This window comes from Pseudomonas sp. LS1212 (assembly GCF_024741815.1).
In the GTDB taxonomy this organism is placed as follows: Bacteria; Pseudomonadota; Gammaproteobacteria; order Pseudomonadales; family Pseudomonadaceae; genus Aquipseudomonas.
The window spans coordinates 4,696,432-4,714,444 of sequence record NZ_CP102951.1 but is presented as its reverse complement, the minus strand read 5'-3'; the positions used below and the strand labels follow the sequence as shown (position 1 = coordinate 4,714,444).

Sequence of the window (18,013 nt, the reverse complement as noted above, 5' to 3'; positions counted from 1 at the left end):
CGCCGGCGTGATGAAAGATGATGCTGGCTATTCTGGGGGGCGCACCTGTATAAGAAAAACAAATAATGCTGATCGCTCATTAGGAAAAGTAATGTTCGACTACAAGCTGTTGTCCGCCCTCGCGGCGGTGATCGAGCAAGCCGGATTCGAGCGGGCGGCCCAGGTGCTGGGGTTGTCGCAGTCGGCGATTTCCCAGCGGATCAAACTGCTCGAGGCCAGGGTCGGTCAACCGGTGCTGATACGCGCCACGCCACCGAGCCCGACCGAAATCGGCCGGCGCCTGCTCAACCATGTGCAACAGGTGCGTCTGCTCGAGCGAGACCTGCAGAGCCAGGTGCCGGCGCTGGATGAGGAAGGCCTGCCGGAGCGACTGCGGATCGCCCTGAATGCCGACAGCCTGGCGACCTGGTGGGCTGCGGCGGTCGGCGATTTCTGTGCGCAGCAGCACTTGCTGTTGGACCTGGTGGTGGAGGATCAGGAGGTCGGGCTCAAGCGCATGCGCGCGGGCGAAGTGGCGGCTTGCGTCTGCGCCAGCGAGCGGCCGGTGGCAGGCGCCCGCAGCCAATTGCTCGGGGCCATGCGTTATCGGGCCCTGGCCAGCCCGGAATTCATTGCGCGACATTTCCCGAACGGGTTCAATGCCGCCCAATTGGCGCGCGTACCGGCACTGGTGTTTGGCCCGGATGATTTCCTGCAGCATCGTTACCTGGCTTCATTGGGCATCGAAGGTGGGTTCCAGCATCATCTTTGCCCTTCCTCCGAGGGCTTCATTCGTCTGACTGAAGCTGGACTGGGCTGGGGGCTGGTGCCTGAATTGCAGGTGCGCGACCAGCTCAAGGCCGGTCGACTGGTCGAAGTTTTGCCGGACAAGCCGATCGATGTGCCGTTGTACTGGCATCATTGGCGCAACGGCGGTCAATTGCTGGGGCAACTGACCGAGCACCTGGCCCACACGGCGGCCCAGTGGCTGGTGCCGCTGCAGTAGGGGGCGGCGTCTTGCCCGAGTGTGAAAAACAATCAAAGCGGAGCGGTAAATGAGAATTCTGGTCACCGGCGCAAGCGGCTTCATCGGCGGGCGCTTTGCGCGTTTCGCCCTGGAGCAGGGCTTCGATGTCCGGGTCAACGGGCGTCGTGCCGAAGGCGTCGAGCATTTGGTGCGGCGTGGTGCGCAGTTCGTTCAGGGCGATCTGACCGATCCGGAGCTGGCGCGGCGCTTGTGCCAGGGCGTCGCGGCGGTCGTGCATTGTGCCGGTGCCGTCGGTAACTGGGGGCGCTACCAGGATTTTCACCAGGGCAACGTGGTCGTCACCGAAAACGTGGTGGAAGCCTGCCTGAAAGAACAGGTTCGGCGCCTGGTGCACCTGTCTTCGCCGTCGATCTATTTTGACGGTCGCTCGCACCTTGGCATCAAGGAAGACCAGGTACCCAAGCGCTTTCACGATCACTACGCCACGACCAAGTACCTGGCCGAACAGAAGGTCTTCGGTGCCGGGGAGTTCGGTCTGGAGGTGATTGCCCTGCGCCCGCGCTTCGTGACCGGTGCCGGTGACATGAGTATTTTTCCGCGTCTGCTGCAAATGCAGGGCAAGGGCCGCCTGGCGATCATCGGCAATGGCCTGAACAAGGTCGATTTCACCAGCATGCAAAACCTCAACGAGGCCTTGCTCAGTGCCTTGCTGGCCGGCGAGGGGGCCTTGGGCAAGGCCTACAACATCAGCAATGGCACGCCGGTGCCGCTGTGGGACGCCGTCAACTATGTAATGCGCCAGATGGAATTGCCGCAGGTCACGCGTTATCGCTCCTTCGGCCTGGCCTATTGCGTTGCGGCCCTCAATGAAGGTGCGTGCCTGCTCTGGCCGGGGCGGCCACAGCCAACACTGTCGCGGTTGGGCATGCAGGTGATGAGCAAGGATTTCACCCTGGACATCAGTCGTGCCCGTTATACGCTCGACTATGAACCGAAGGTGAGTCTGTGGTCGGCGCTGGATGAATTTTGCGCCTGGTGGAAGGTCCAGGCCCCGGCGAAAAAATAGCCAAGGAACCGTATTTGCTGTTCGTGGTCGATCAGTGCGCGGTTCAAGCGGTTTATACTTTGTATTACTTTGCCATCATGGCGGTTCAGAAGGTTTCCCATGCGTAACGATATTCGTGACGACTTCGACGATGTGCCCAGCCTGAGCGCCAGGACGCGCGACGATGATGATTTTGCCCCCAGCAAGGGTGCCCGCGAGCGCACGACGGTGTATTCGCGCACCACGCCGGTGGTCAAGGTCAAAGGCCCGAGCACCGGACCACTGTGGGCATTGGTCGGCGCGCTATCCATTGCCCTGGCCGGTCTGGGTTGGTGGAGCTTTCAGCAGATTTCGCTGATGGAGCAGCAGTTGGTGGCGACCCAGGAAAGCTTCGCCCGCATCAGTGAGGAAGCCGCAGGGCGCATTCAGGCGATCACCGGCAAGGTGGTGGCGACCGAGTCCACCGCCAACAGCGGCAGCGAGGCACTGAAGTTGCAGATCAGGCAGCTTGAATCGAAGCTGTTGGAGCAAAGTAAACAGCAGCAGGGCGTCGTCGGCCAGCAAAGTGGCCTGGACAAGCGCCTGGAGCAGATCCTTGCCAAGGCCGCCGAGCAGCAGGCCGCCAATGCGCAATTACGGTCCGAGCAACAGGCCGCCAATGCGCAATTGCAGTCCGAGCTCAAAAGCCTGAGCGGTGAACTCTCGGCGTTGAAGGCTGCGCAGGCTGATCAGGGCAAGGTCGATGCCGAACTCAAGAGCCTGTCGGCCGATATTTCGGCGTTGAAAAAGCAAGGCGACCCGAGCGCGGCAATCGATCGTCTGGAGCAGGACCTTCTCGTGCTCAAGAGCGAGCAGGAGAATCGTCCGGCAGTCGCGTCTTCGAGCGGTCCCAATACTGCCGAGTTCGACGCGTTTCGCGGTCAGGTGACGCGTAACATCAGCACGTTGCAGACTCAGATCCAGAACCTGCAGCGCCAGCTCAATGCGCGGCCTTGAGGTATAGCGGCGCAGGATTTCAAGATCGTCGGGAGCCCCTGTGGGGCTCCAGCGCAGCCTGGCGGCAGCGGCTACGCCGACCGTGGTGAGCCGAGCACCTGTAGCCGCTGCCGAAGGCTGCGCTCGGCCGCATAGCGGACGCAAGATCTCAAGAGCTCCGAGGGAGTCCCTGGTAACACTTACAGACGCGGATAGTCGATATAACCCACCGGCCCCTTACCGTAGAACGTCTCTGGATGGGGCTCGTTCAGCGGCGCATCGGTGAGCAGGCGTGCAGGCAAATCAGGGTTGGCGATGAACGGAATGCCGAAGGCCACTGCATCGGCCTTGCCGCTGGCCAGGGAGGCGTTGGCGCTGGCTTTGCCGAAGCGTTCATTGACGATGTAAGGGCCACCAAAGGCTTGCTTGATCAGCGGGCCGATACTGTCGTCTCCCTCTTTTTCACGCGAGCAGATGAAGGCAATGCCACGCTTGCCCAGCTCGCGCGCTACGTAAGTGAAGGTCTCGGCGCGGTTGTCATCGCCCATGTCGTGAGCATCGGCGCGAGGTGCCAGGTGCATGCCGACACGGTTGGCGCCCCAGACTTCAATCACGGCTTCGGTGACTTCCAGCATCAAACGTGCACGGTTTTCCAGCGAGCCGCCGTAGGCGTCGGTGCGCTGGTTGGTGCTGCTCTGCAGGAACTGGTCGAGCAGGTAGCCGTTGGCACCGTGAATCTCGACACCATCGAAGCCGGCGGCCTTGGCGTTTTCCGCGCCCTGGCGATAGGCATCGACGATCTCGGCGATCTCGTCCGTTTCCAGCGCACGGGGCGTTGGGTAGTCAGACAGCGGTCGAACCAGGCTGACATGGCCCTTGGGCTGGATAGCGCTTGGCGCGACTGGGCTTTCACCGTTCAGGTAGGTCGGATGCGAGATACGCCCCACGTGCCACAGTTGCAGGAAGATTCGCCCGCCGGCGGCATGCACTGCCCGGGTCACGTTGGTCCAGCCGCGCACTTGGTCGTTGGACCAGATGCCGGGGGTGTCCGGGTAGCCGACACCCATGGGCGTGACCGAAGTGGCCTCGCTGAGGATCAGCCCGGCACTGGCGCGCTGTACGTAGTACTCGGCCATCAAGGCATTGGGTACGCGGCCCTCGTCGGCGCGGCAGCGGGTCAGGGGGGCCATGATGATACGGTTCGGCAATTTGAGGTCGCCAAGGGTGATCGGATCGAAGAGAGTCGTCATGCGGTAAGCCTCGTCAGTATCAGTTGGTTACAGGGGCCAGTTCGGACTTGCCGCCCTGGCTGAAGGTAAACAGGGTCACGATCAACGCCACCACAGCCAGTGCGGCGGCCGCCAGCGGTACGCTGGTCAGGCCCAGGATGAGAAATGAGAGTGGCATGAGGTGTCCTTGTCAGAGCTCTTGGCTCATTTGCCGGAGGAATTGCTGGATGGTTTCCTCGTTGCGTTTGAAAAAATGCCACTGGCCAATTTTCTGGCTGGTGATCAAGCCGGCCCGCTGCAAGGTGGCCAGGTGGGCAGAGACCGTCGACTGCGAAAGCCCGCAGCGTTGATCGATCTGGCCGGCACAGACGCCTTGCTCGGTGGGGTGGTATTGATCGGGGAATTGCCGCTCAGGGTCTTTCAACCAGCTGAGGATTTCTCGCCGTACTGGGTGGGCCAGGGCTTTTATTATTTCGTCGAGATCTAGAGGCATGGCAGGGCTCGGGGGTGGCTATAACGTTATATCGCGATGGGGCGAAATATATATCGGTATTTCGCGATACACAAATATGAATAGGTTCTGTCGTCAGCGTAAATCGCTATATCGAGTTATAACGATATGGGCGGGCAGTGATATGCTGAGCCCATGAACTATCTCGCGCATCTACATCTGGGTGGTCAGCAACCCCAGCAATTGTTGGGCAGCCTGTATGGCGATTTCGTCAAAGGCCGCCTGGACGGGCGTTTTCCCGCGCAGTTGGAGGCCGCCATTGCGCTGCACCGGCGCATCGATGCATTTACCGACAGTCATCCACTGGTCTTGAGTGCCCTGGCGCGCTTTCCCAGCGAACGGCGTCGTTACGCCGGGATCATTCTCGATGTGTTTTTCGACCACTGCCTGGCGCGGCACTGGCAGGACTACGCCGACCAGCCATTGCAGCAGTTCACTGCCCAGGTCTATCGGGTACTGGCGGCCGAGCCGGCGCTGCCGGGCAGGTTGGCGCAGATTGCGCCGTACATGGCCGCCGATGACTGGTTGGGTTCCTATCGCGATTTCGAGGTGTTGGAGCAGGTCTTCAACGGCATCGCTCGACGCCTGTCACGACCTGAAGGCATGAGCGGTGCCTTGCAAGTCGTGGATAAACTCTACCAACCCCTGAATGATGACTTCCGGGCGTTCTATCCAGAGCTGCAGGCCTTCGCCCGGACGGCGCTGAAGGCTGCTTAGGCAGCAGCCTTGGCCGGACGCACCGGCATCGCTTGCTCACTTTCCCCGAACAGCGCACCGTGCACCGCTTGCTGGGCCTTGAAGGCCAGGGCGGCACGCTCCTGGCCACAGCTGGCGATGGGGGCGAGCAGGTGGACGTGCACCTCGGCTTGATCGTTGGCGAACAGGCGCAGCAGATGCGAGAGCAGGTCGTCGTCGCCGATGAAGGGCGCAATCGGGTCAGGCTGGCCATTGCGCACATAACGCAGGGCAACCGGCTGCAATGGCGTTTGGGTATCGATGGCGCTGGCCAGCAGACGACCATGGAAGGTGCGCAGGTTGCGGCCGTCGCTAGTGGTGCCTTCAGGGAAGATCAGCAGTGGGCGTTCTTGTGCCAGGTGCTGGCTCATCTGTTTGCGGATCAATTGGCTGTCGCCCGAGCCACGACGGATGAACAAGGTGCCGGCCTTGAGCGCGAGCCAGCCGGCAATCGGCCAGGTACGGACTTCGGCCTTGGACAAAAACGACAAGGGTGTGAGCATCCCCAGCAGCGGGATGTCGGTCCAGGACACATGATTGCTGACCCACAGCATGGGTTGGCCGGGCAGAGTGCCGTGAACGGTGACCTTGAAGGGCAGGGCGCGGCTCAGCCGGGTCATGAAGAAGCGCGACCAGCGTTGTCGACGCTCCATGCAGTGCTCGATACCGAGGCGTTCGTAGAGACTGAACACGCCGGCCATCAGCAAGCCCAGCGCAACCACCAGCAGCACTCGCAGCACGCGTGCATAGACGCGTACGCGACGCATCAGACTGCCGCCTTGAAGTGACGGGCATACCGTGGGCAAAGTTCGTCGCGCTTGAGCAGGATGAACACGTCGGCGACCTGGAAGTCTTCGTCCCAGCAAGGCTCGCCGCAAATCTTCGCGCCCAGGCGCATGTAGGCCTTGAGCAGGGGCGGCAACTCGGCAATGACATTGCCGGGGATGGCGAGGGTCGGCAAGGGTTTTTTCGGCTCGGCGCGCAGGTGCTCGGTGCACAGGTAGCGTTCGCGCAGCCGTTGCATGATCGCATGGGCCTGAACCCCGCCATCCTGCATCGGAATGCTGGCGCAACCCATCAGGTAGCTATAGCGGCCCTGGTTGAGGACTTCGGCCAGTTCGCCCCAGAGCACGGTTATGGTGCCACCGTTGCGGTAGGCCGGGTCGACGCAGGTGCGACCGATTTCCAGGATCGGCCCTTGCAGATGGCCGAGACCATGCAGGCTGAACTCTTCTTCGCTGTAGAAGCGCCCCAGGCCATGAGCGGCCTGGTGGTCGAGCAGGCGGGTGGTGGCAACCAGACGACCGGTGTTGAGGTCGCGCACACCGATGTGACTACAGTGCGCATCGTAATCATCCATGTCCAGGCCCTGTTCTGCGCCCTTGAGCCTGGCGTTGAATTCACTGCTGAATACACTGAAGCGCAGGGCCTGGGCTTCGTGCAGGGCATCCGGGCCGACCAGGCGTTCGGCTTGTAGACGGCGTTCAGTGCTGTTGTCGCCAGAGCGAGCGATCCGAGTCATTGCGAGTCTCCATCAGCCAGTCATGGGGTTGCGGCCGGTCAGCTTTGTTGTGCAATCTCAGCCTATGTAGCCCCAGTGTCATCACCGTGAAGTTTCGGTGATGCTTGTATGACAGCCCCCGAGGAGCCCTTCGATGTCCTGGCTAGAACGCCTTAACTACCGCGAACGACAGTCTGTTTCGTCGAACCTGGCCGATACCTACGCCGCGCTTTTGCAGAAACTGGGAGCAGTTACGCCATTCGAGTTGGCGGTACTCGGTGGCCGGGCGATGACCACGCCGGGCCTGGCATTCCTGATTGGCTACCAGGCCGCGCTGCGGGTGCTTTGGCCCAGCGCGCCGGCCAGCCTTGGCGCCCTGTGCGCAACCGAGCAGCGCAGTGTGCGGCCCGCCGACATGCAGACCCGGATCGATGATTTGCGCTTGAGCGGGCGCAAGGATTTCGTCACGGCCGGCAGCGCCGCCGACTGGATGCTGGTGGCGGCCCGCTGCGAGTTGCCCGGTACCAGCCCGAAGCTCAGCCTGGCCGTGGTTTACCCCGGTGAGCCGGGGGTGCGACTCGAGGCCTTGCCCGTCCTGCCGTTGATGCCTGATATCGGACATGCTCGACTGTTCCTGGACAATGCCTTGTGCGAACGCCTGGCCGGGGATGGCTGGGATGCGTATGTCAAACCCTTCCGCACCCTGGAAGACCTTTATGTACTCAGTGCCCTGTGCGCATGGTTGTATGGCGTGGGGCAGGAGTCTGGCTGGCCGCAGGCGTTGCAGTTGCGGCTGATCGGTTTGCTGGGCGGCTGCGCCGAGGGGTGCCGGCAATGCGCCGATGCGCCCGTCGGTCATCTTCTGCTGGGTGGCCTGTTCGCGCAGTTTTCCATGCTCAAGGATGAATTGAACGAAGCGTTCGCCAACGGGCCACCCGAGTGGGCAGCGTTGTGGCAGCGGGATCAGAGCGTGCTGGAAATCGCCGGTGCGGCGCGAGCGAAGCGGTTGGCCAAGGCGTGGCAGACCTTGGGGTTGTGAGTACTGCTTTGAAGGTCCTTTGGACCTTATCGCTGGCAAGCGGAACGCCGCCCGGCCAGCTCCCACAATAATCGGGTTCCGACACGGTACTTGTGGGAGCTGGCCGGGCGGCGTTCCGCTTGCCCGCGATGAGGTCCTGAATGGCAACACAACCGTCACCTACCCCTGCTAGCCTGTCCAATCCAACGGCCTGAGCTCCAACAATGGGCAAGTGCTCGATATTGTCTATTGCATTCGCACTCTTCTGGACTGGTCATATCTGTGCCGAAACCTGGCCTGGCAAAGACTGGCTGGTCGAACCCGTGCCCCCCAGCCCAGCCCTGCAAGCGCTGGAAAGCTACGCCTTCCCACCTCGCGACGACGTCACCCGCCAGGGCATTCGCACCGACGCCCTGTTGGTGATCCACGACGGCCACCTGATCTACGAACGCTATGCAGCGCCAACCACCGCAAGTACCGCCCACCTGACCTGGTCGATCAGTAAAAGCCTGCTGGCCACCGTGCTGGGCGTGGCCTTTGGCCAGGGACGCTTCAGCTTGCAGGATCCGGTTGCGCACTACTACCAGCCGTTCAACGAGCACCCGCAGGTTCGCATCGAACACTTGCTGCACTGGGCTTCGGGCCTCGATTGGCAGGAGGACTATGAATTTGCTCCCCTGAATTCGTCGGTGGTGGCCATGCTCTATACCCGAGGGCGCGCCGACATGGCGGGATTCACGGCGGCGCACACGCTCTACAGTGAACCGGGCCAGTCTTTTCGCTACTCCAGCGGCGACAGCAATGTGCTCAGTGCCGCCCTGCGGGGCATGCTCGGCAGCCTGTATGCCGACTACCCCTGGCAGGCGTTGTTCGAGCCGCTGGGTATTGGCAGTGCAGTGTGGGAGGCCGATGCCAGCGGTACGCTGGTGGCCTCGTCTTATGTCTACATGAGTGCGCGCGATCTGGCCCGGATCGGGCTGCTGATGCTGCGCGAGGGTCGCTGGCAGCAGCGGCAGTTGCTGCCTGCCGCCTGGATTGCCTTCAATCGCACGCCCTTTACCCATGCCACGGCCGAGCCCGGAGAGGCAACGCCGGGTGGTCATTGGTGGCTGAACCAACCGCTTGCCGGTAGGCCCAGGCCTTGGCCCGATGCGCCCGCGGGAACATTCGCCGCGTTGGGCCATTGGGGTCAGGCCCTTTACGTTTTACCTGACGAGAAACTGGTGATCGTGCGCTATGGGGATGATCGCGATGGCAGCTACCGGCACAACGAATTGCTCAAACGAGCGTTGAGTGCGTTTGCCGAGGGCAGGCCATGAGGCGCCTGGGGCTGCTGCTGGTACTGGCCGTCGTGGCGCTGATCTGGCATGAGCGCCTGGCGTTGCAGGCATTTCCCGGTATTCTCAGTGCCTACAGCGCCAAGGAGTTTTGCTCGTGTCGTTACGTCATGAACCATTCGACCGAGTACTGCCTGGGTTATGTGAAGCAATACCTGCCGCTGAGTGGGTTGCTCGATGAGCCGGAGCACAAGCGCGTGACCGCCAGGGGCCTGGGGCAGAGCAACAGCGCCGCCTGGATAGGCCCGCGACAGGGCTGCCGTTTGCTGCCTTGAATTGCAGGAAGTTTGCCAGTGGCCGGGGCAGCCGGGTAAGGTTGCTGGCAAATGTGTTACAGGAATTCGCATGCACAGGTCGACGCGCCTTCTACTGGCCCTGCTCGGGGCCATTGCCTTGCCCGCCCAGGCCAATTGGTATCTGGACAACGAGTCATCCCGGTTGTCGTTCGTGACCACCAAAAATGCCGATGTTGCAGAAGTTCAGCGCTTTCTGGTCCTGCACGGCAAGGTCGATCGCAAGGGGGTGGCCGAGGTTCAGGTTGAGATGGAGTCGGTCAGCAGTGGCATTCCATTGCGCGATGAGCGGATGCGCAAAGACCTGTTCCAGGTCGATACCTTCCCCGAGGCCGTGATCCGTGCTCAACTCGATCTGCAGCCGATCAACGACCTGGCCCCCGGTGCCCAACTGGAGCTGCGCCTGCCACTGAAGGTGACCCTGCATGGCAAAGAGCAAACCTATAACGCCCAATTGTTGGCAACCCGGCTCGATGACCGCCGTTTCCAGGTGGTCACCCTGGAGCCGTTGGTGTTGCGTGCCGAAGATTTCGATTTGGCCCCGGGGCTGGCCACATTGCGCAAGTTCGCCGGGTTGAAGGCGATCAGCCTGTCGGTGCCGGTGGGTGCGGTGCTGATTTTCACGGCGCGCTGAGATGGCCGGGGCGGTCTTCCCCTGGCGCGCGGGCAACCGTTTCGAGCTGTTGATCGACGGTCCCGATTTTTTTCCGCGCATGCTCACCGCCATTGTCCGTGCCCGCCATCAGGTGGACCTGGAACTCTACCTGGTTGAAGCCGGGGCCTGTGCCGAAGCGATGATCCAGGCATTGGTACAGGCAGCCGAGCGCGGTGTTCAGGTACGCTGCCTGTTCGATGATTATGGTGCCCTGGCCTTTACCCTGAGCCTGCGCCACCAGCTGCTTGAGGCTGGCGTGGAGCTGCGCGTCTACAACCGGATAAGCTGGCGTCGGGGCCTGCGCAATCTCTATCGCGATCACCGCAAGTTGCTCCTGGTCGACCAGGAGTGGGCAGTAGTCGGCGGCACCGGTGTCACCGATCAATTCTGGCGTCCCGGTGAAGAGGTCAGTGAGTGGCATGAAGTGATGGTCGCGACGGAAGGCCCGCTGGTGGCCGATTGGCAAATGCTTTTCGACCGCCAGTGGCGGGCCAACCTGCGCCGCACCGCATGGAAGCCGGCGACGCATTTCGGTCTGCCGCGCCTGCCCCGGGTGCCGGTGACCGGCGAGGGCCTGGGCCGGGTGGCCTATGCCGACGCCCGGCAGCACCGCGATATCCTGCAGTCACTGGTCCGCGCCCTGAACAGTGGCAAACAGCGTATCTGGTTGGCCACCCCTTACTTTTTGCCGACCTGGAAGGTGCGTCGCTCACTGCGTCGCGCCGCCGCCCGGGGCATCGAAGTGCGCTTGCTGCTGACCGGCCCGCGTACCGATCACCCCTCGGTGCGCTACGCCGGTCATCGCTATTACCCGCGCCTGCTTCGCGCAGGAGTGCAGATCTTTGAATATCAGCCGTGCTTCCTGCACCTGAAAATGGTCCTGATCGACGATTGGGTCAGTATCGGCTCGTGCAATTTCGACCACTGGAATTTGCGCTTCAACCTTGAAGCCAACCTTGAAGCACTGGACCCGGCCCTGACCCGGGCGGTGGTGGCCAGTTTCGAGCAAGACTTTGCCCAGAGCCGCCCCATCGACCTCGACGATTGGCAGGCCCGTCCCTTCTGGCGAAGGGTGCAGCAACGACTCTGGGGTTGGCTGGATCGCCTGGTGGTCAATCTGTTGGATCGGCGCGACTGAGATCCTGCCCGGTAGCGGGCAAGCCGATTGCGGCCGTCTGCCCTCACGTAGGCAAAAAAAAGGCGGCAGGGATAACCCGGCCGCCTTTTTCATGTGCGAGGTGAAGTGATTACTTCACTTCCACCGCCAGGCTTTCGCTGATCTTCTGTTGCCAGATTGCAGGCCCGGTGATGTGCACCGATTCACCCTTGCTGTCGACCGCAACGGTCACCGGCATGTCCTTGACGTCGAACTCGTAGATCGCTTCCATGCCCAGTTCGGCGAAGGCCACGACGCGGGACTTCTTGATCGCTTGCGCAACCAGGTAGGCGGCGCCACCAACGGCCATCAGGTAGACCGCCTTGTAGTCCTTGATCGCGTCGATGGCGGTCGGGCCACGCTCGGATTTTCCGATCATGCCCAGCAGGCCGGTTTGATCGAGGATCTGGCGAGTGAACTTGTCCATCCGCGTCGCGGTGGTCGGGCCTGCCGGGCCAACCACCTCTTCACGTACCGGATCGACCGGGCCGACGTAGTAGATGAAGCGACCCTTGAGGTCTACCGGCAGGGTTTCACCCTTGTTCAGCATCTCGACCATGCGCTTGTGCGCCGCATCGCGGCCGGTGAGCATCTTGCCGTTGAGCAGGATGGTCTCGCCCGGCTTCCAGCTTTGCACTTCTTCAGGCGTCAGGGTGTCGAGGTTGACACGACGGGCCGAAGGGCCGGCTTCCCAGACGATTTCCGGGTAGGCGTCCAGCGATGGCGCTTCCAGTTCGGCCGGGCCCGAACCGTCGAGCACGAAGTGTGCGTGACGGGTCGCGGCGCAGTTGGGGATCATGCACACCGGCAGGGACGCGGCGTGGGTCGGGTAGTCCATGATCTTGACGTCGAGCACGGTGGTCAGGCCACCCAGGCCCTGGGCGCCGATGCCCAGCTGGTTGACCTTCTCGAACAGCTCCAGACGCATTTCTTCGATACGGTTGGACGGGCCACGGGCCTTGAGCTCATGGATGTCGATGGATTCCATCAACACTTCCTTGGCCATGACCGCGGCTTTTTCGGCGGTGCCGCCGATGCCGATGCCGAGCATGCCCGGTGGGCACCAGCCGGCGCCCATGGTCGGAACGGTCTTCAGAACCCAGTCGACGATCGAGTCGGACGGGTTGAGCATGGCCATTTTCGACTTGTTCTCGGAACCGCCGCCCTTGGCTGCCACGTCCACTTCCACGGTGTTGCCGGGAACGATAGAGTAGTGGATGACTGCCGGGGTGTTGTCCTTGGTGTTTTTGCGCGCGCCTGCCGGGTCGGCCAGGATAGAAGCGCGCAGGACGTTTTCCGGTAGGTTGTAGGCACGACGCACGCCTTCGTTGATCATGTCATCGAGGCCCATGGTCGCGCCATCCCAGCGGACGTCCATGCCGACGCGGACAAACACGGTGACGATACCGGTGTCCTGGCAGATCGGACGATGGCCGGTGGCACACATGCGCGAGTTGATCAGGATCTGGGCGATGGAGTCGCGCGCGGCCGGCGACTCTTCACGCAGATAGGCCTCGTGCATGGCCTGAATGAAATCCACGGGGTGGTAGTAGGAAATGAACTGCAGGGCGTCGGCAACGCTCTGAATCAGGTCGTCTTGCTTGATCACGGTCATGCGGCGCGCTCCTCTTAAAGACGGGAACATTCATTAAGGTATTCCAACAAGGTCGAGCCGACTCGTCGAAAAGTCCTTTCAAGGCGCGCCGACCTGTGACAGCCGACGCAAAAAAGGCGCGGCAGTATACCGTGCATCAGGCGCCGGCACACGCGTCACTGGTCAAACGAAGGTCTGCCATGGGCAGGCACCATTTTTGCTGGTGGCGGTGCACGAGTTGTGCAAGTACGTGACAATTGAATAGTCATTTTTGAGGCAGAGCACTAAAGTGGCAACTTGCCATACGCGCCAGTACGGGACGTCATCCCATAAAGCACGGTGAGTCGACGAGTGACCGGAACAGCCCTGCAACGACTGCTACTCAAACGCTTCCTCCTGGCTGCGGGCACCTATGTGCCGGTTTTACTGCTGGCGTGGGTGGCTTTTCTCAACGGTTATTTCCGTGCCTCGCTGGCCACTGCGCTGATAAGTACTGTCCTGTTGATCGCCAGCCAGGTCGGCTTGTACTGGTTTTTTGTCAGCGGGCGCAATCAACGTTTCGCCGATCCCAGCCTGACTGAGTTTCAGGTGTTGCTGGCGCTGGCATGGCAGACCTGGCTGCTCGCCAATCTCGATGACGCGCGCGGCACGTTCCTGATGATCTATGTGCTGATCCTGATGTTTGGATTGTTTCACCTCAAGCTTCACGTTTTCATGCGGTGTGCCGTGCTGGTTTTCTGCAGCTTCGCCGCGCTGAATCTGCTCGATGCCTGGCATGGCCGGATGCCTGACCCCGGGCTGGCGGCCATTCAAGTCTTCGCTCTGTTCGTGGTGCTGGTATGGCTCTACCTGTATGCCAGCTATGTGCAGGCGTCGCGCCAGCGCATGCGGCAGCGGCGGTTTGCCTTGCAGGCACACCAGGACACCCTCCGCGGGATGATGCGCCAACTCGAAGACCTGGTCGCCACCGACGAGTTGACCGGGTTGTTCAATCGTCGGCATTTCCTGCGCCTGGCCGGACGTGAACTCGAGATGATGGCGCCGGGTGTCCTGCATGGTCTGGCGCTGATCGACCTGGACCACTTCAAGCGTATCAATGATCATTATGGCCATGCCGCCGGTGATCAGGTGCTGCAGGCGTTTGCGGCGGTGGCACTGGCCTGCCTGCGAGAGGGAGACGTGCTGGCCCGATATGGAGGTGAAGAGTTCGTGCTGTTGTTACCCGATTGCGATGGCGACCGCCTGGGGGCGTGTTGCGAGCGGCTGCGCCTGGCCTTTGCCACTGCAGAGCCGGTAGGTCGTGTGGTGTCGCACCTCAGCCTCTCGGTGGGCATGACCTTGCTTGCGCCTGACGATGACCTGGACGACGCCTTGCACCGCGCCGATCAAGCGCTCTACAAGGCCAAGCGCGGCGGACGCAATCGCTGCGCCGCGGCCTGGGAAAACGTCGATGCCTGAATTGACCGCAGGTCAGCGATGCTGGACGGTGGCCAGTGGCAGCAATTTGCTCGACGCCTTGAACGAGGCGGGCTTGGCCGTGCCCTACAGTTGCCGGTCGGGGAGCTGCCATGCCTGCCTGGTGCGCTGCCTGCTGGGCGAACCGTTGGACATCAACCCAACCGCGCTGACCGAACAAAAGCGTGAGCAGGGCTGGCGTCTGGCGTGCCAGTGCAAGGTAGAAAGCGACTTGACCGTCGCGGTCTTCGATCCGCGGCAGGACGGGGTGCCCGCCCAGGTGATCGAGTGTGATTGGTTGAGCCGGCAGGTACTTCGTCTGCGTCTGCTACCCGAGCGGCCACTGCGCTACCAGGCTGGCCAACATATGGTGCTCTGGACCGAGAGCGGCGTGGCGCGTCCCTACTCGTTGGCCAGCCTGCCCGGGGAAGACCGCTTGCTCGAGTTTCACCTCGATTGCCGGCACCCCGGTGCCTTCAGCGATGCCGCACGCCTCTTGCAGCCCGGCGATTGCCTGCGCCTGGGCGAGTTGCGCGGTGGTGCCCTGCATTATGATCCAGACTGGCAAACCCGGCCGCTCTGGCTCCTGGCTGCCGGGACCGGGCTGGCGCCGCTGTGGGGTATTCTTCGAGAAGCACTGCGCCAGGAGCATCAAGGCCCGATTCGGCTGGTGCATCTGGCCAGCGATGGGGGCGAACATTATTTGTCCGGGCCATTGGCCGAACTGGCGGCCGGTCATCCGCAACTTCAGGTCGAACTGCTGGGGCCGGCCCAATTGCCGGCGGCATTGCAGGCCATGCGCCTGCTCTCGCGGCAAACCCTGGCGCTGGTCTGTGGATCGCCGGGCAGTGTCGAGAGTTTTTCCAGGCGCTTGTTTCTGGCGGGGTTGCCACGAAATCAACTGTTTGCCGATGTGTTTGTTGGTCGCGGTTAGTTCAGCGTTATTCAATAAATGAAAAAGCCCCGCAGCGTGAACTGCGGGGCTTTGTGTTGGCCCTATCGCGTGCCAGCGATGAGGCCGCAATGACCAGCCGATTTACACCAGCGGATCACCGACATGCAGGATCTTCATGCCGTTGGTGCCGCCAATGGTGTGATAGCTGTCACCCTTGGTCAGGATCACCCAGTCACCTTGCTGAACCACGCCACGCTTGAGCAGCTCGTCCACGGCGGCCTGGCTGACCTTGTCCGCCGGCAGGGCGGCAGGGTCGAATGGCACGGTGTAGACGCCACGGAACATGGCGACGCGCGCCTGGGTTTCGCGGTGCGGGGAGAAGGCGAAGATCGGGATCGAGGAGCGGATCCGCGACATGATCAGCGGTGTGTAGCCGCTTTCGGTCAAGGCGATGATCGCTTTCACGCCCGGGAAGTGGTTGGCGGTGTACATGGCCGCCAGCGCGATGCTTTCGTCGCAACGGCTGAAGGTGGTGCCCATGCGGTGGCTGGACAGTTTGCTGGTCGGGTGCTTTTCAGCGCCGACGCAGATCCGTGCCATGGCCTGGACCGCTTCGATAGGGTAGGAACCTGCGGCGCTTTCGGCCGAAAGCATTACCGCGTCGGTGTAGTCGAGCACGGCGTTGGCCACGTCGGACACTTCGGCACGAGTTGGCATCGGGTTCTGGATCATCGACTCCATCATCTGGGTCGCGGTGATCACTGCCTTGTTGTGGCGGCGGGCATGCAGAATGATTTTCTTCTGGATGCCGACCAGCTCGGCGTCGCCGATTTCCACGCCCAGGTCGCCACGGGCCACCATGACCGCATCACTGGCGCGGATCAGGCCATCCAGGGTTTCGTCGTCGGCCACGGCTTCGGCACGCTCGATCTTGGCCACCAGCCAGGCGGTACCGCCGGCTTCGTCACGCAGGCGACGGGCGTATTCCATGTCGGACGCATCGCGGGGGAAGGACACGGCGAGGTAGTCCAGTTCCATTTCCGCGGCCAGCTTGATGTCAGCCTTGTCTTTTTCGGTCAGTGCCGGAGCGGTCAGGCCGCCACCACGGCGGTTGATGCCTTTGTGGTCCGACAGCGGGCCGCCAATCAGTACCGAGCAGTGCAGTGCATCGGCGGTGGCGGTTTCCACGCGCATGACCACGCGGCCGTCGTCGAGCAGCAGTTCGTCACCGACACCGCAATCCTTGACCAGATCCGGATAGTCGATGCCGACGATGTCCTGGGTCCCGGCCGTCAGCGGGTGAGTGGTCGAGAAGGTGAAGCGGTCGCCGACTTTCAGTTCAATCCGTTTGTCGGTGAACTTGGCGATACGGATTTTCGGGCCTTGCAGGTCACCGAGCAGCGCGACATGGCGGCCATGCTTGGCAGCTGTGTCCCGGACCAGGCGGGCGCGCGCCTTGTGCTCTTCGGGCGTGCCGTGGGAAAAGTTCAGACGGGCAACATCAAGTCCGGCCAGGATCAACTGTTCGAGAACTTCCGGCGAGTTACTGGCAGGGCCAAGGGTAGCGACGATTTTGGTACGACGGACGGTCATGCACTGACTCCTCTATTGGATCGCAGCCGAGGCTACTCCTCAATAAGTCTGTAGTCATTGTTCCTCTTCACTACCTTGCAATTGCCCGATTCAAGGAAACTGCTCATCGATCGTCCTGCAGCAGCCCGGCAATTGCTCTTGAAGATTTCCCCGTTCAGGTCGATACACTGCAGAGCACAGGAGATACCCATGCGAGTCTTGATCGTTTTAGCCCTGGCGGCCAGTGTCGTCGGCTGCACCCGTTGGTCGATGGACCATCATCTGAACAATGCCTACCGTTCTTATGACCGGGGCAATTGCGAACGCGTCATGCTCGAACTGTCCCAGGTCGAGCGCACCAGCCGGGCGCGACCTTATATACAGCCGCAAGTGTCGATGTTGCGCGGGTTGTGCCTGGAGCGCCAGAAATACTATCTCGACGCTGCCCAGACCTATCAGTTCATCATCAGTCAGTACCCTGACAGCGAGTACGCGTTTCGCTCACGGGCACGCCTGCAGACGCTTGAGCAATTGGGGCGCCATCGCACCGGTCAAGCCGCGATTGCCCGGCCGGTACCGCTCTGAATAGTACTAAAGAATCGAGGCGGTTTTGTGGCTCGGTCGCCAGTTTGCGCTAGGCTTGTTAGTGAGCGGCTTTACACCCGCAGCACTAGTGCGACCCTACTCAAGGGTCATCGACAGCGATATCAGCATGTTTACCGAACGTCACATCGAGCGCCATCAGCTCCCTTACTTCCTCAAGGTTTTCAACCGCTTTACCGATCAGCAGATCGGCTACTTGGGTAATGTCTCGGAAGACGGGTTGATGCTGATCAGCAACCTTCCGTTGCTGGTCGGGCCGGACTTCGAATTGCAACTGAAAATCCCTGCCCGTGGAGGTGCGGTGCAGACGATAGACCTGACCGCCAGCTGCCTCTGGTGCCATGAAGATGCCACTCCGGGTCACTACGATTCAGGTTTCATGTTGCTGCAGGCGCCCAAGGAGTATGAGCAACTGGTCGGTGCCTTGCGCCGCTATTTCAGTTTCTATCCGCTGAGCGCTTCAGCCTGACAC

Annotated in this window: 20 protein-coding genes; 13 read left to right on the top strand and 7 right to left on the bottom strand. The window is 61.8% G+C overall.

Translation table 11 applies throughout. The features are described from left to right. The first annotated feature begins 91 nt into the window (after positions 1–91). The 3 genes from NVV94_RS21930 (at position 92) to NVV94_RS21920 (ending at position 3,008) form a co-directional block, all read left to right on the top strand. Positions 92–985 carry a LysR family transcriptional regulator ArgP gene (locus NVV94_RS21930; RefSeq protein WP_258444443.1) on the top strand — a complete coding sequence of 298 codons (894 nt, stop codon included), beginning with the start codon at positions 92–94 and terminating at the stop codon, positions 983–985. A 49-nt stretch (positions 986–1,034) separates the two neighbouring features. Then, positions 1,035–2,033, top strand: coding sequence for an NAD(P)-dependent oxidoreductase (locus NVV94_RS21925; RefSeq protein ID WP_258444442.1), 999 nt, complete (start codon positions 1,035–1,037; stop codon positions 2,031–2,033). A 99-nt stretch (positions 2,034–2,132) separates the two neighbouring features. Continuing rightward, entirely contained in the window at positions 2,133–3,008 is an 876-nt protein-coding gene (locus NVV94_RS21920) for an ATPase (protein ID WP_258444441.1), read from the top strand. A 179-nt stretch (positions 3,009–3,187) separates the two neighbouring features. Here NVV94_RS21920 and NVV94_RS21915 read toward each other — a convergent pair whose 3' ends face one another. The 3 genes from NVV94_RS21915 to NVV94_RS21905 are packed head-to-tail and all read right to left on the bottom strand — an operon-like array spanning position 3,188 to position 4,709. Continuing rightward, positions 3,188–4,237, bottom strand: coding sequence for an alkene reductase (locus tag NVV94_RS21915; protein ID WP_258444440.1), 1,050 nt, complete (start codon positions 4,235–4,237; stop codon positions 3,188–3,190). A 19-nt stretch (positions 4,238–4,256) separates the two neighbouring features. Then, positions 4,257–4,394: a hypothetical protein gene (locus tag NVV94_RS21910; protein WP_258447846.1), complete on the bottom strand. Its 138-nt coding sequence runs from the start codon at positions 4,392–4,394 to the stop codon at positions 4,257–4,259. 12 nt (positions 4,395–4,406) lie between these two features. Continuing rightward, positions 4,407–4,709, bottom strand: a complete 303-nt coding sequence (locus NVV94_RS21905; protein ID WP_258444439.1) for a helix-turn-helix transcriptional regulator — start codon at positions 4,707–4,709, stop codon at positions 4,407–4,409. Positions 4,710–4,862: 153 nt separating this feature from the next. Here NVV94_RS21905 and NVV94_RS21900 point away from each other — a divergent pair, with 153 nt between their 5' ends. After that, entirely contained in the window at positions 4,863–5,444 is a 582-nt protein-coding gene (locus NVV94_RS21900; protein ID WP_258444438.1) for an ACP phosphodiesterase, read from the top strand. Here the strand turns inward: NVV94_RS21900 and NVV94_RS21895 are convergent. Together NVV94_RS21895 and olsB are read right to left on the bottom strand one after the other, a co-directional pair. After that, complete coding sequence (locus NVV94_RS21895) at positions 5,441–6,229, bottom strand: lysophospholipid acyltransferase family protein (protein WP_258444437.1); 789 nt, start codon at positions 6,227–6,229, stop codon at positions 5,441–5,443. The genes NVV94_RS21900 and NVV94_RS21895 overlap by 4 nt on opposite strands. After that, complete coding sequence (gene olsB, locus NVV94_RS21890) at positions 6,229–6,984, bottom strand: L-ornithine N(alpha)-acyltransferase (protein ID WP_258444436.1); 756 nt, start codon at positions 6,982–6,984, stop codon at positions 6,229–6,231. Before olsB ends, NVV94_RS21895 begins: the two co-directional genes overlap by 1 nt. A 133-nt stretch (positions 6,985–7,117) precedes the next feature. On the opposite strand from olsB, the gene NVV94_RS21885 reads away from it, so the two are divergent. The 5 genes from NVV94_RS21885 (at position 7,118) to NVV94_RS21865 (ending at position 11,404) form a co-directional block, all read left to right on the top strand. Beyond that, positions 7,118–8,002 carry an acyl-CoA dehydrogenase gene (locus tag NVV94_RS21885; protein WP_258444435.1) on the top strand — a complete coding sequence of 295 codons (885 nt, stop codon included), beginning with the start codon at positions 7,118–7,120 and terminating at the stop codon, positions 8,000–8,002. A 203-nt stretch (positions 8,003–8,205) separates the two neighbouring features. Beyond that, on the top strand, positions 8,206–9,300 hold the full coding sequence (locus NVV94_RS21880; RefSeq protein WP_258444434.1) for a serine hydrolase: 1,095 nt from the start codon (positions 8,206–8,208) through the stop codon (positions 9,298–9,300). Next, positions 9,297–9,593 carry an amidase gene (locus tag NVV94_RS21875; RefSeq protein WP_258444433.1) on the top strand — a complete coding sequence of 99 codons (297 nt, stop codon included), beginning with the start codon at positions 9,297–9,299 and terminating at the stop codon, positions 9,591–9,593. The genes NVV94_RS21880 and NVV94_RS21875 overlap by 4 nt, the downstream gene beginning before the upstream one ends. A gap of 70 nt (positions 9,594–9,663) precedes the next feature. Then, positions 9,664–10,245 carry a YceI family protein gene (locus tag NVV94_RS21870; RefSeq protein ID WP_258444432.1) on the top strand — a complete coding sequence of 194 codons (582 nt, stop codon included), beginning with the start codon at positions 9,664–9,666 and terminating at the stop codon, positions 10,243–10,245. Position 10,246: 1 nt separating this feature from the next. Continuing rightward, entirely contained in the window at positions 10,247–11,404 is a 1,158-nt protein-coding gene (locus NVV94_RS21865; RefSeq protein WP_258444431.1) for a phosphatidylserine/phosphatidylglycerophosphate/cardiolipin synthase family protein, read from the top strand. Positions 11,405–11,513: 109 nt separating this feature from the next. Here the strand turns inward: NVV94_RS21865 and NVV94_RS21860 are convergent, their stop codons facing one another. After that, positions 11,514–13,037, bottom strand: coding sequence for a fumarate hydratase (locus NVV94_RS21860; protein ID WP_258444430.1), 1,524 nt, complete (start codon positions 13,035–13,037; stop codon positions 11,514–11,516). Positions 13,038–13,367: 330 nt separating this feature from the next. On the opposite strand from NVV94_RS21860, the gene NVV94_RS21855 reads away from it, so the two are divergent. Both NVV94_RS21855 and NVV94_RS21850 read left to right on the top strand, forming a co-directional pair. Further along, a complete protein-coding gene (locus NVV94_RS21855; protein ID WP_258444429.1) occupies positions 13,368–14,474 on the top strand; it encodes a diguanylate cyclase in 1,107 nt (368 codons plus the stop codon). Next, entirely contained in the window at positions 14,467–15,405 is a 939-nt protein-coding gene (locus NVV94_RS21850; RefSeq protein WP_258444428.1) for an iron-sulfur-binding ferredoxin reductase, read from the top strand. The genes NVV94_RS21855 and NVV94_RS21850 overlap by 8 nt, the downstream gene beginning before the upstream one ends. Before the next feature lie 102 nt (positions 15,406–15,507). Here the strand turns inward: NVV94_RS21850 and pyk are convergent, their stop codons facing one another. Further along, positions 15,508–16,959, bottom strand: coding sequence for a pyruvate kinase (gene pyk, locus NVV94_RS21845; protein ID WP_258444427.1), 1,452 nt, complete (start codon positions 16,957–16,959; stop codon positions 15,508–15,510). 189 nt (positions 16,960–17,148) lie between these two features. On the opposite strand from pyk, the gene NVV94_RS21840 reads away from it, so the two are divergent. Then, a complete protein-coding gene (locus NVV94_RS21840) occupies positions 17,149–17,523 on the top strand; it encodes a tetratricopeptide repeat protein (RefSeq protein ID WP_258444426.1) in 375 nt (124 codons plus the stop codon). Between the two features lie 127 nt (positions 17,524–17,650). Then, entirely contained in the window at positions 17,651–18,010 is a 360-nt protein-coding gene (locus NVV94_RS21835; RefSeq protein WP_258444425.1) for a PilZ domain-containing protein, read from the top strand. Positions 18,011–18,013 lie beyond the last annotated feature (3 nt).

Bases quoted from the DNA above. Each gene is read 5' to 3' on its own strand.
- NVV94_RS21930 (WP_258444443.1), top strand. From the start codon at position 92: ATGTTCGACTACAAGCTGTTGTCCGCCCTCGCGGCGGTGATCGAGCAA.
- NVV94_RS21925 (WP_258444442.1), top strand. From the start codon at position 1,035: ATGAGAATTCTGGTCACCGGCGCAAGCGGCTTCATCGGCGGGCGCTTT.
- NVV94_RS21920 (WP_258444441.1), top strand. From the start codon at position 2,133: ATGCGTAACGATATTCGTGACGACTTCGACGATGTGCCCAGCCTGAGC.
- NVV94_RS21915 (WP_258444440.1), bottom strand. From the start codon at position 4,237: ATGACGACTCTCTTCGATCCGATCACCCTTGGCGACCTCAAATTGCCG.
- NVV94_RS21910 (WP_258447846.1), bottom strand. From the start codon at position 4,394: ATGCCACTCTCATTTCTCATCCTGGGCCTGACCAGCGTACCGCTGGCG.
- NVV94_RS21905 (WP_258444439.1), bottom strand. From the start codon at position 4,709: ATGCCTCTAGATCTCGACGAAATAATAAAAGCCCTGGCCCACCCAGTA.
- NVV94_RS21900 (WP_258444438.1), top strand. From the start codon at position 4,863: ATGAACTATCTCGCGCATCTACATCTGGGTGGTCAGCAACCCCAGCAA.
- NVV94_RS21895 (WP_258444437.1), bottom strand. From the start codon at position 6,229: ATGCGTCGCGTACGCGTCTATGCACGCGTGCTGCGAGTGCTGCTGGTG.
- olsB (WP_258444436.1), bottom strand. From the start codon at position 6,984: ATGACTCGGATCGCTCGCTCTGGCGACAACAGCACTGAACGCCGTCTA.
- NVV94_RS21885 (WP_258444435.1), top strand. From the start codon at position 7,118: ATGTCCTGGCTAGAACGCCTTAACTACCGCGAACGACAGTCTGTTTCG.
- NVV94_RS21880 (WP_258444434.1), top strand. From the start codon at position 8,206: ATGGGCAAGTGCTCGATATTGTCTATTGCATTCGCACTCTTCTGGACT.
- NVV94_RS21875 (WP_258444433.1), top strand. From the start codon at position 9,297: ATGAGGCGCCTGGGGCTGCTGCTGGTACTGGCCGTCGTGGCGCTGATC.
- NVV94_RS21870 (WP_258444432.1), top strand. From the start codon at position 9,664: ATGCACAGGTCGACGCGCCTTCTACTGGCCCTGCTCGGGGCCATTGCC.
- NVV94_RS21865 (WP_258444431.1), top strand. From the start codon at position 10,247: ATGGCCGGGGCGGTCTTCCCCTGGCGCGCGGGCAACCGTTTCGAGCTG.
- NVV94_RS21860 (WP_258444430.1), bottom strand. From the start codon at position 13,037: ATGACCGTGATCAAGCAAGACGACCTGATTCAGAGCGTTGCCGACGCC.
- NVV94_RS21850 (WP_258444428.1), top strand. From the start codon at position 14,467: ATGCCTGAATTGACCGCAGGTCAGCGATGCTGGACGGTGGCCAGTGGC.
- pyk (WP_258444427.1), bottom strand. From the start codon at position 16,959: ATGACCGTCCGTCGTACCAAAATCGTCGCTACCCTTGGCCCTGCCAGT.
- NVV94_RS21840 (WP_258444426.1), top strand. From the start codon at position 17,149: ATGCGAGTCTTGATCGTTTTAGCCCTGGCGGCCAGTGTCGTCGGCTGC.
- NVV94_RS21835 (WP_258444425.1), top strand. From the start codon at position 17,651: ATGTTTACCGAACGTCACATCGAGCGCCATCAGCTCCCTTACTTCCTC.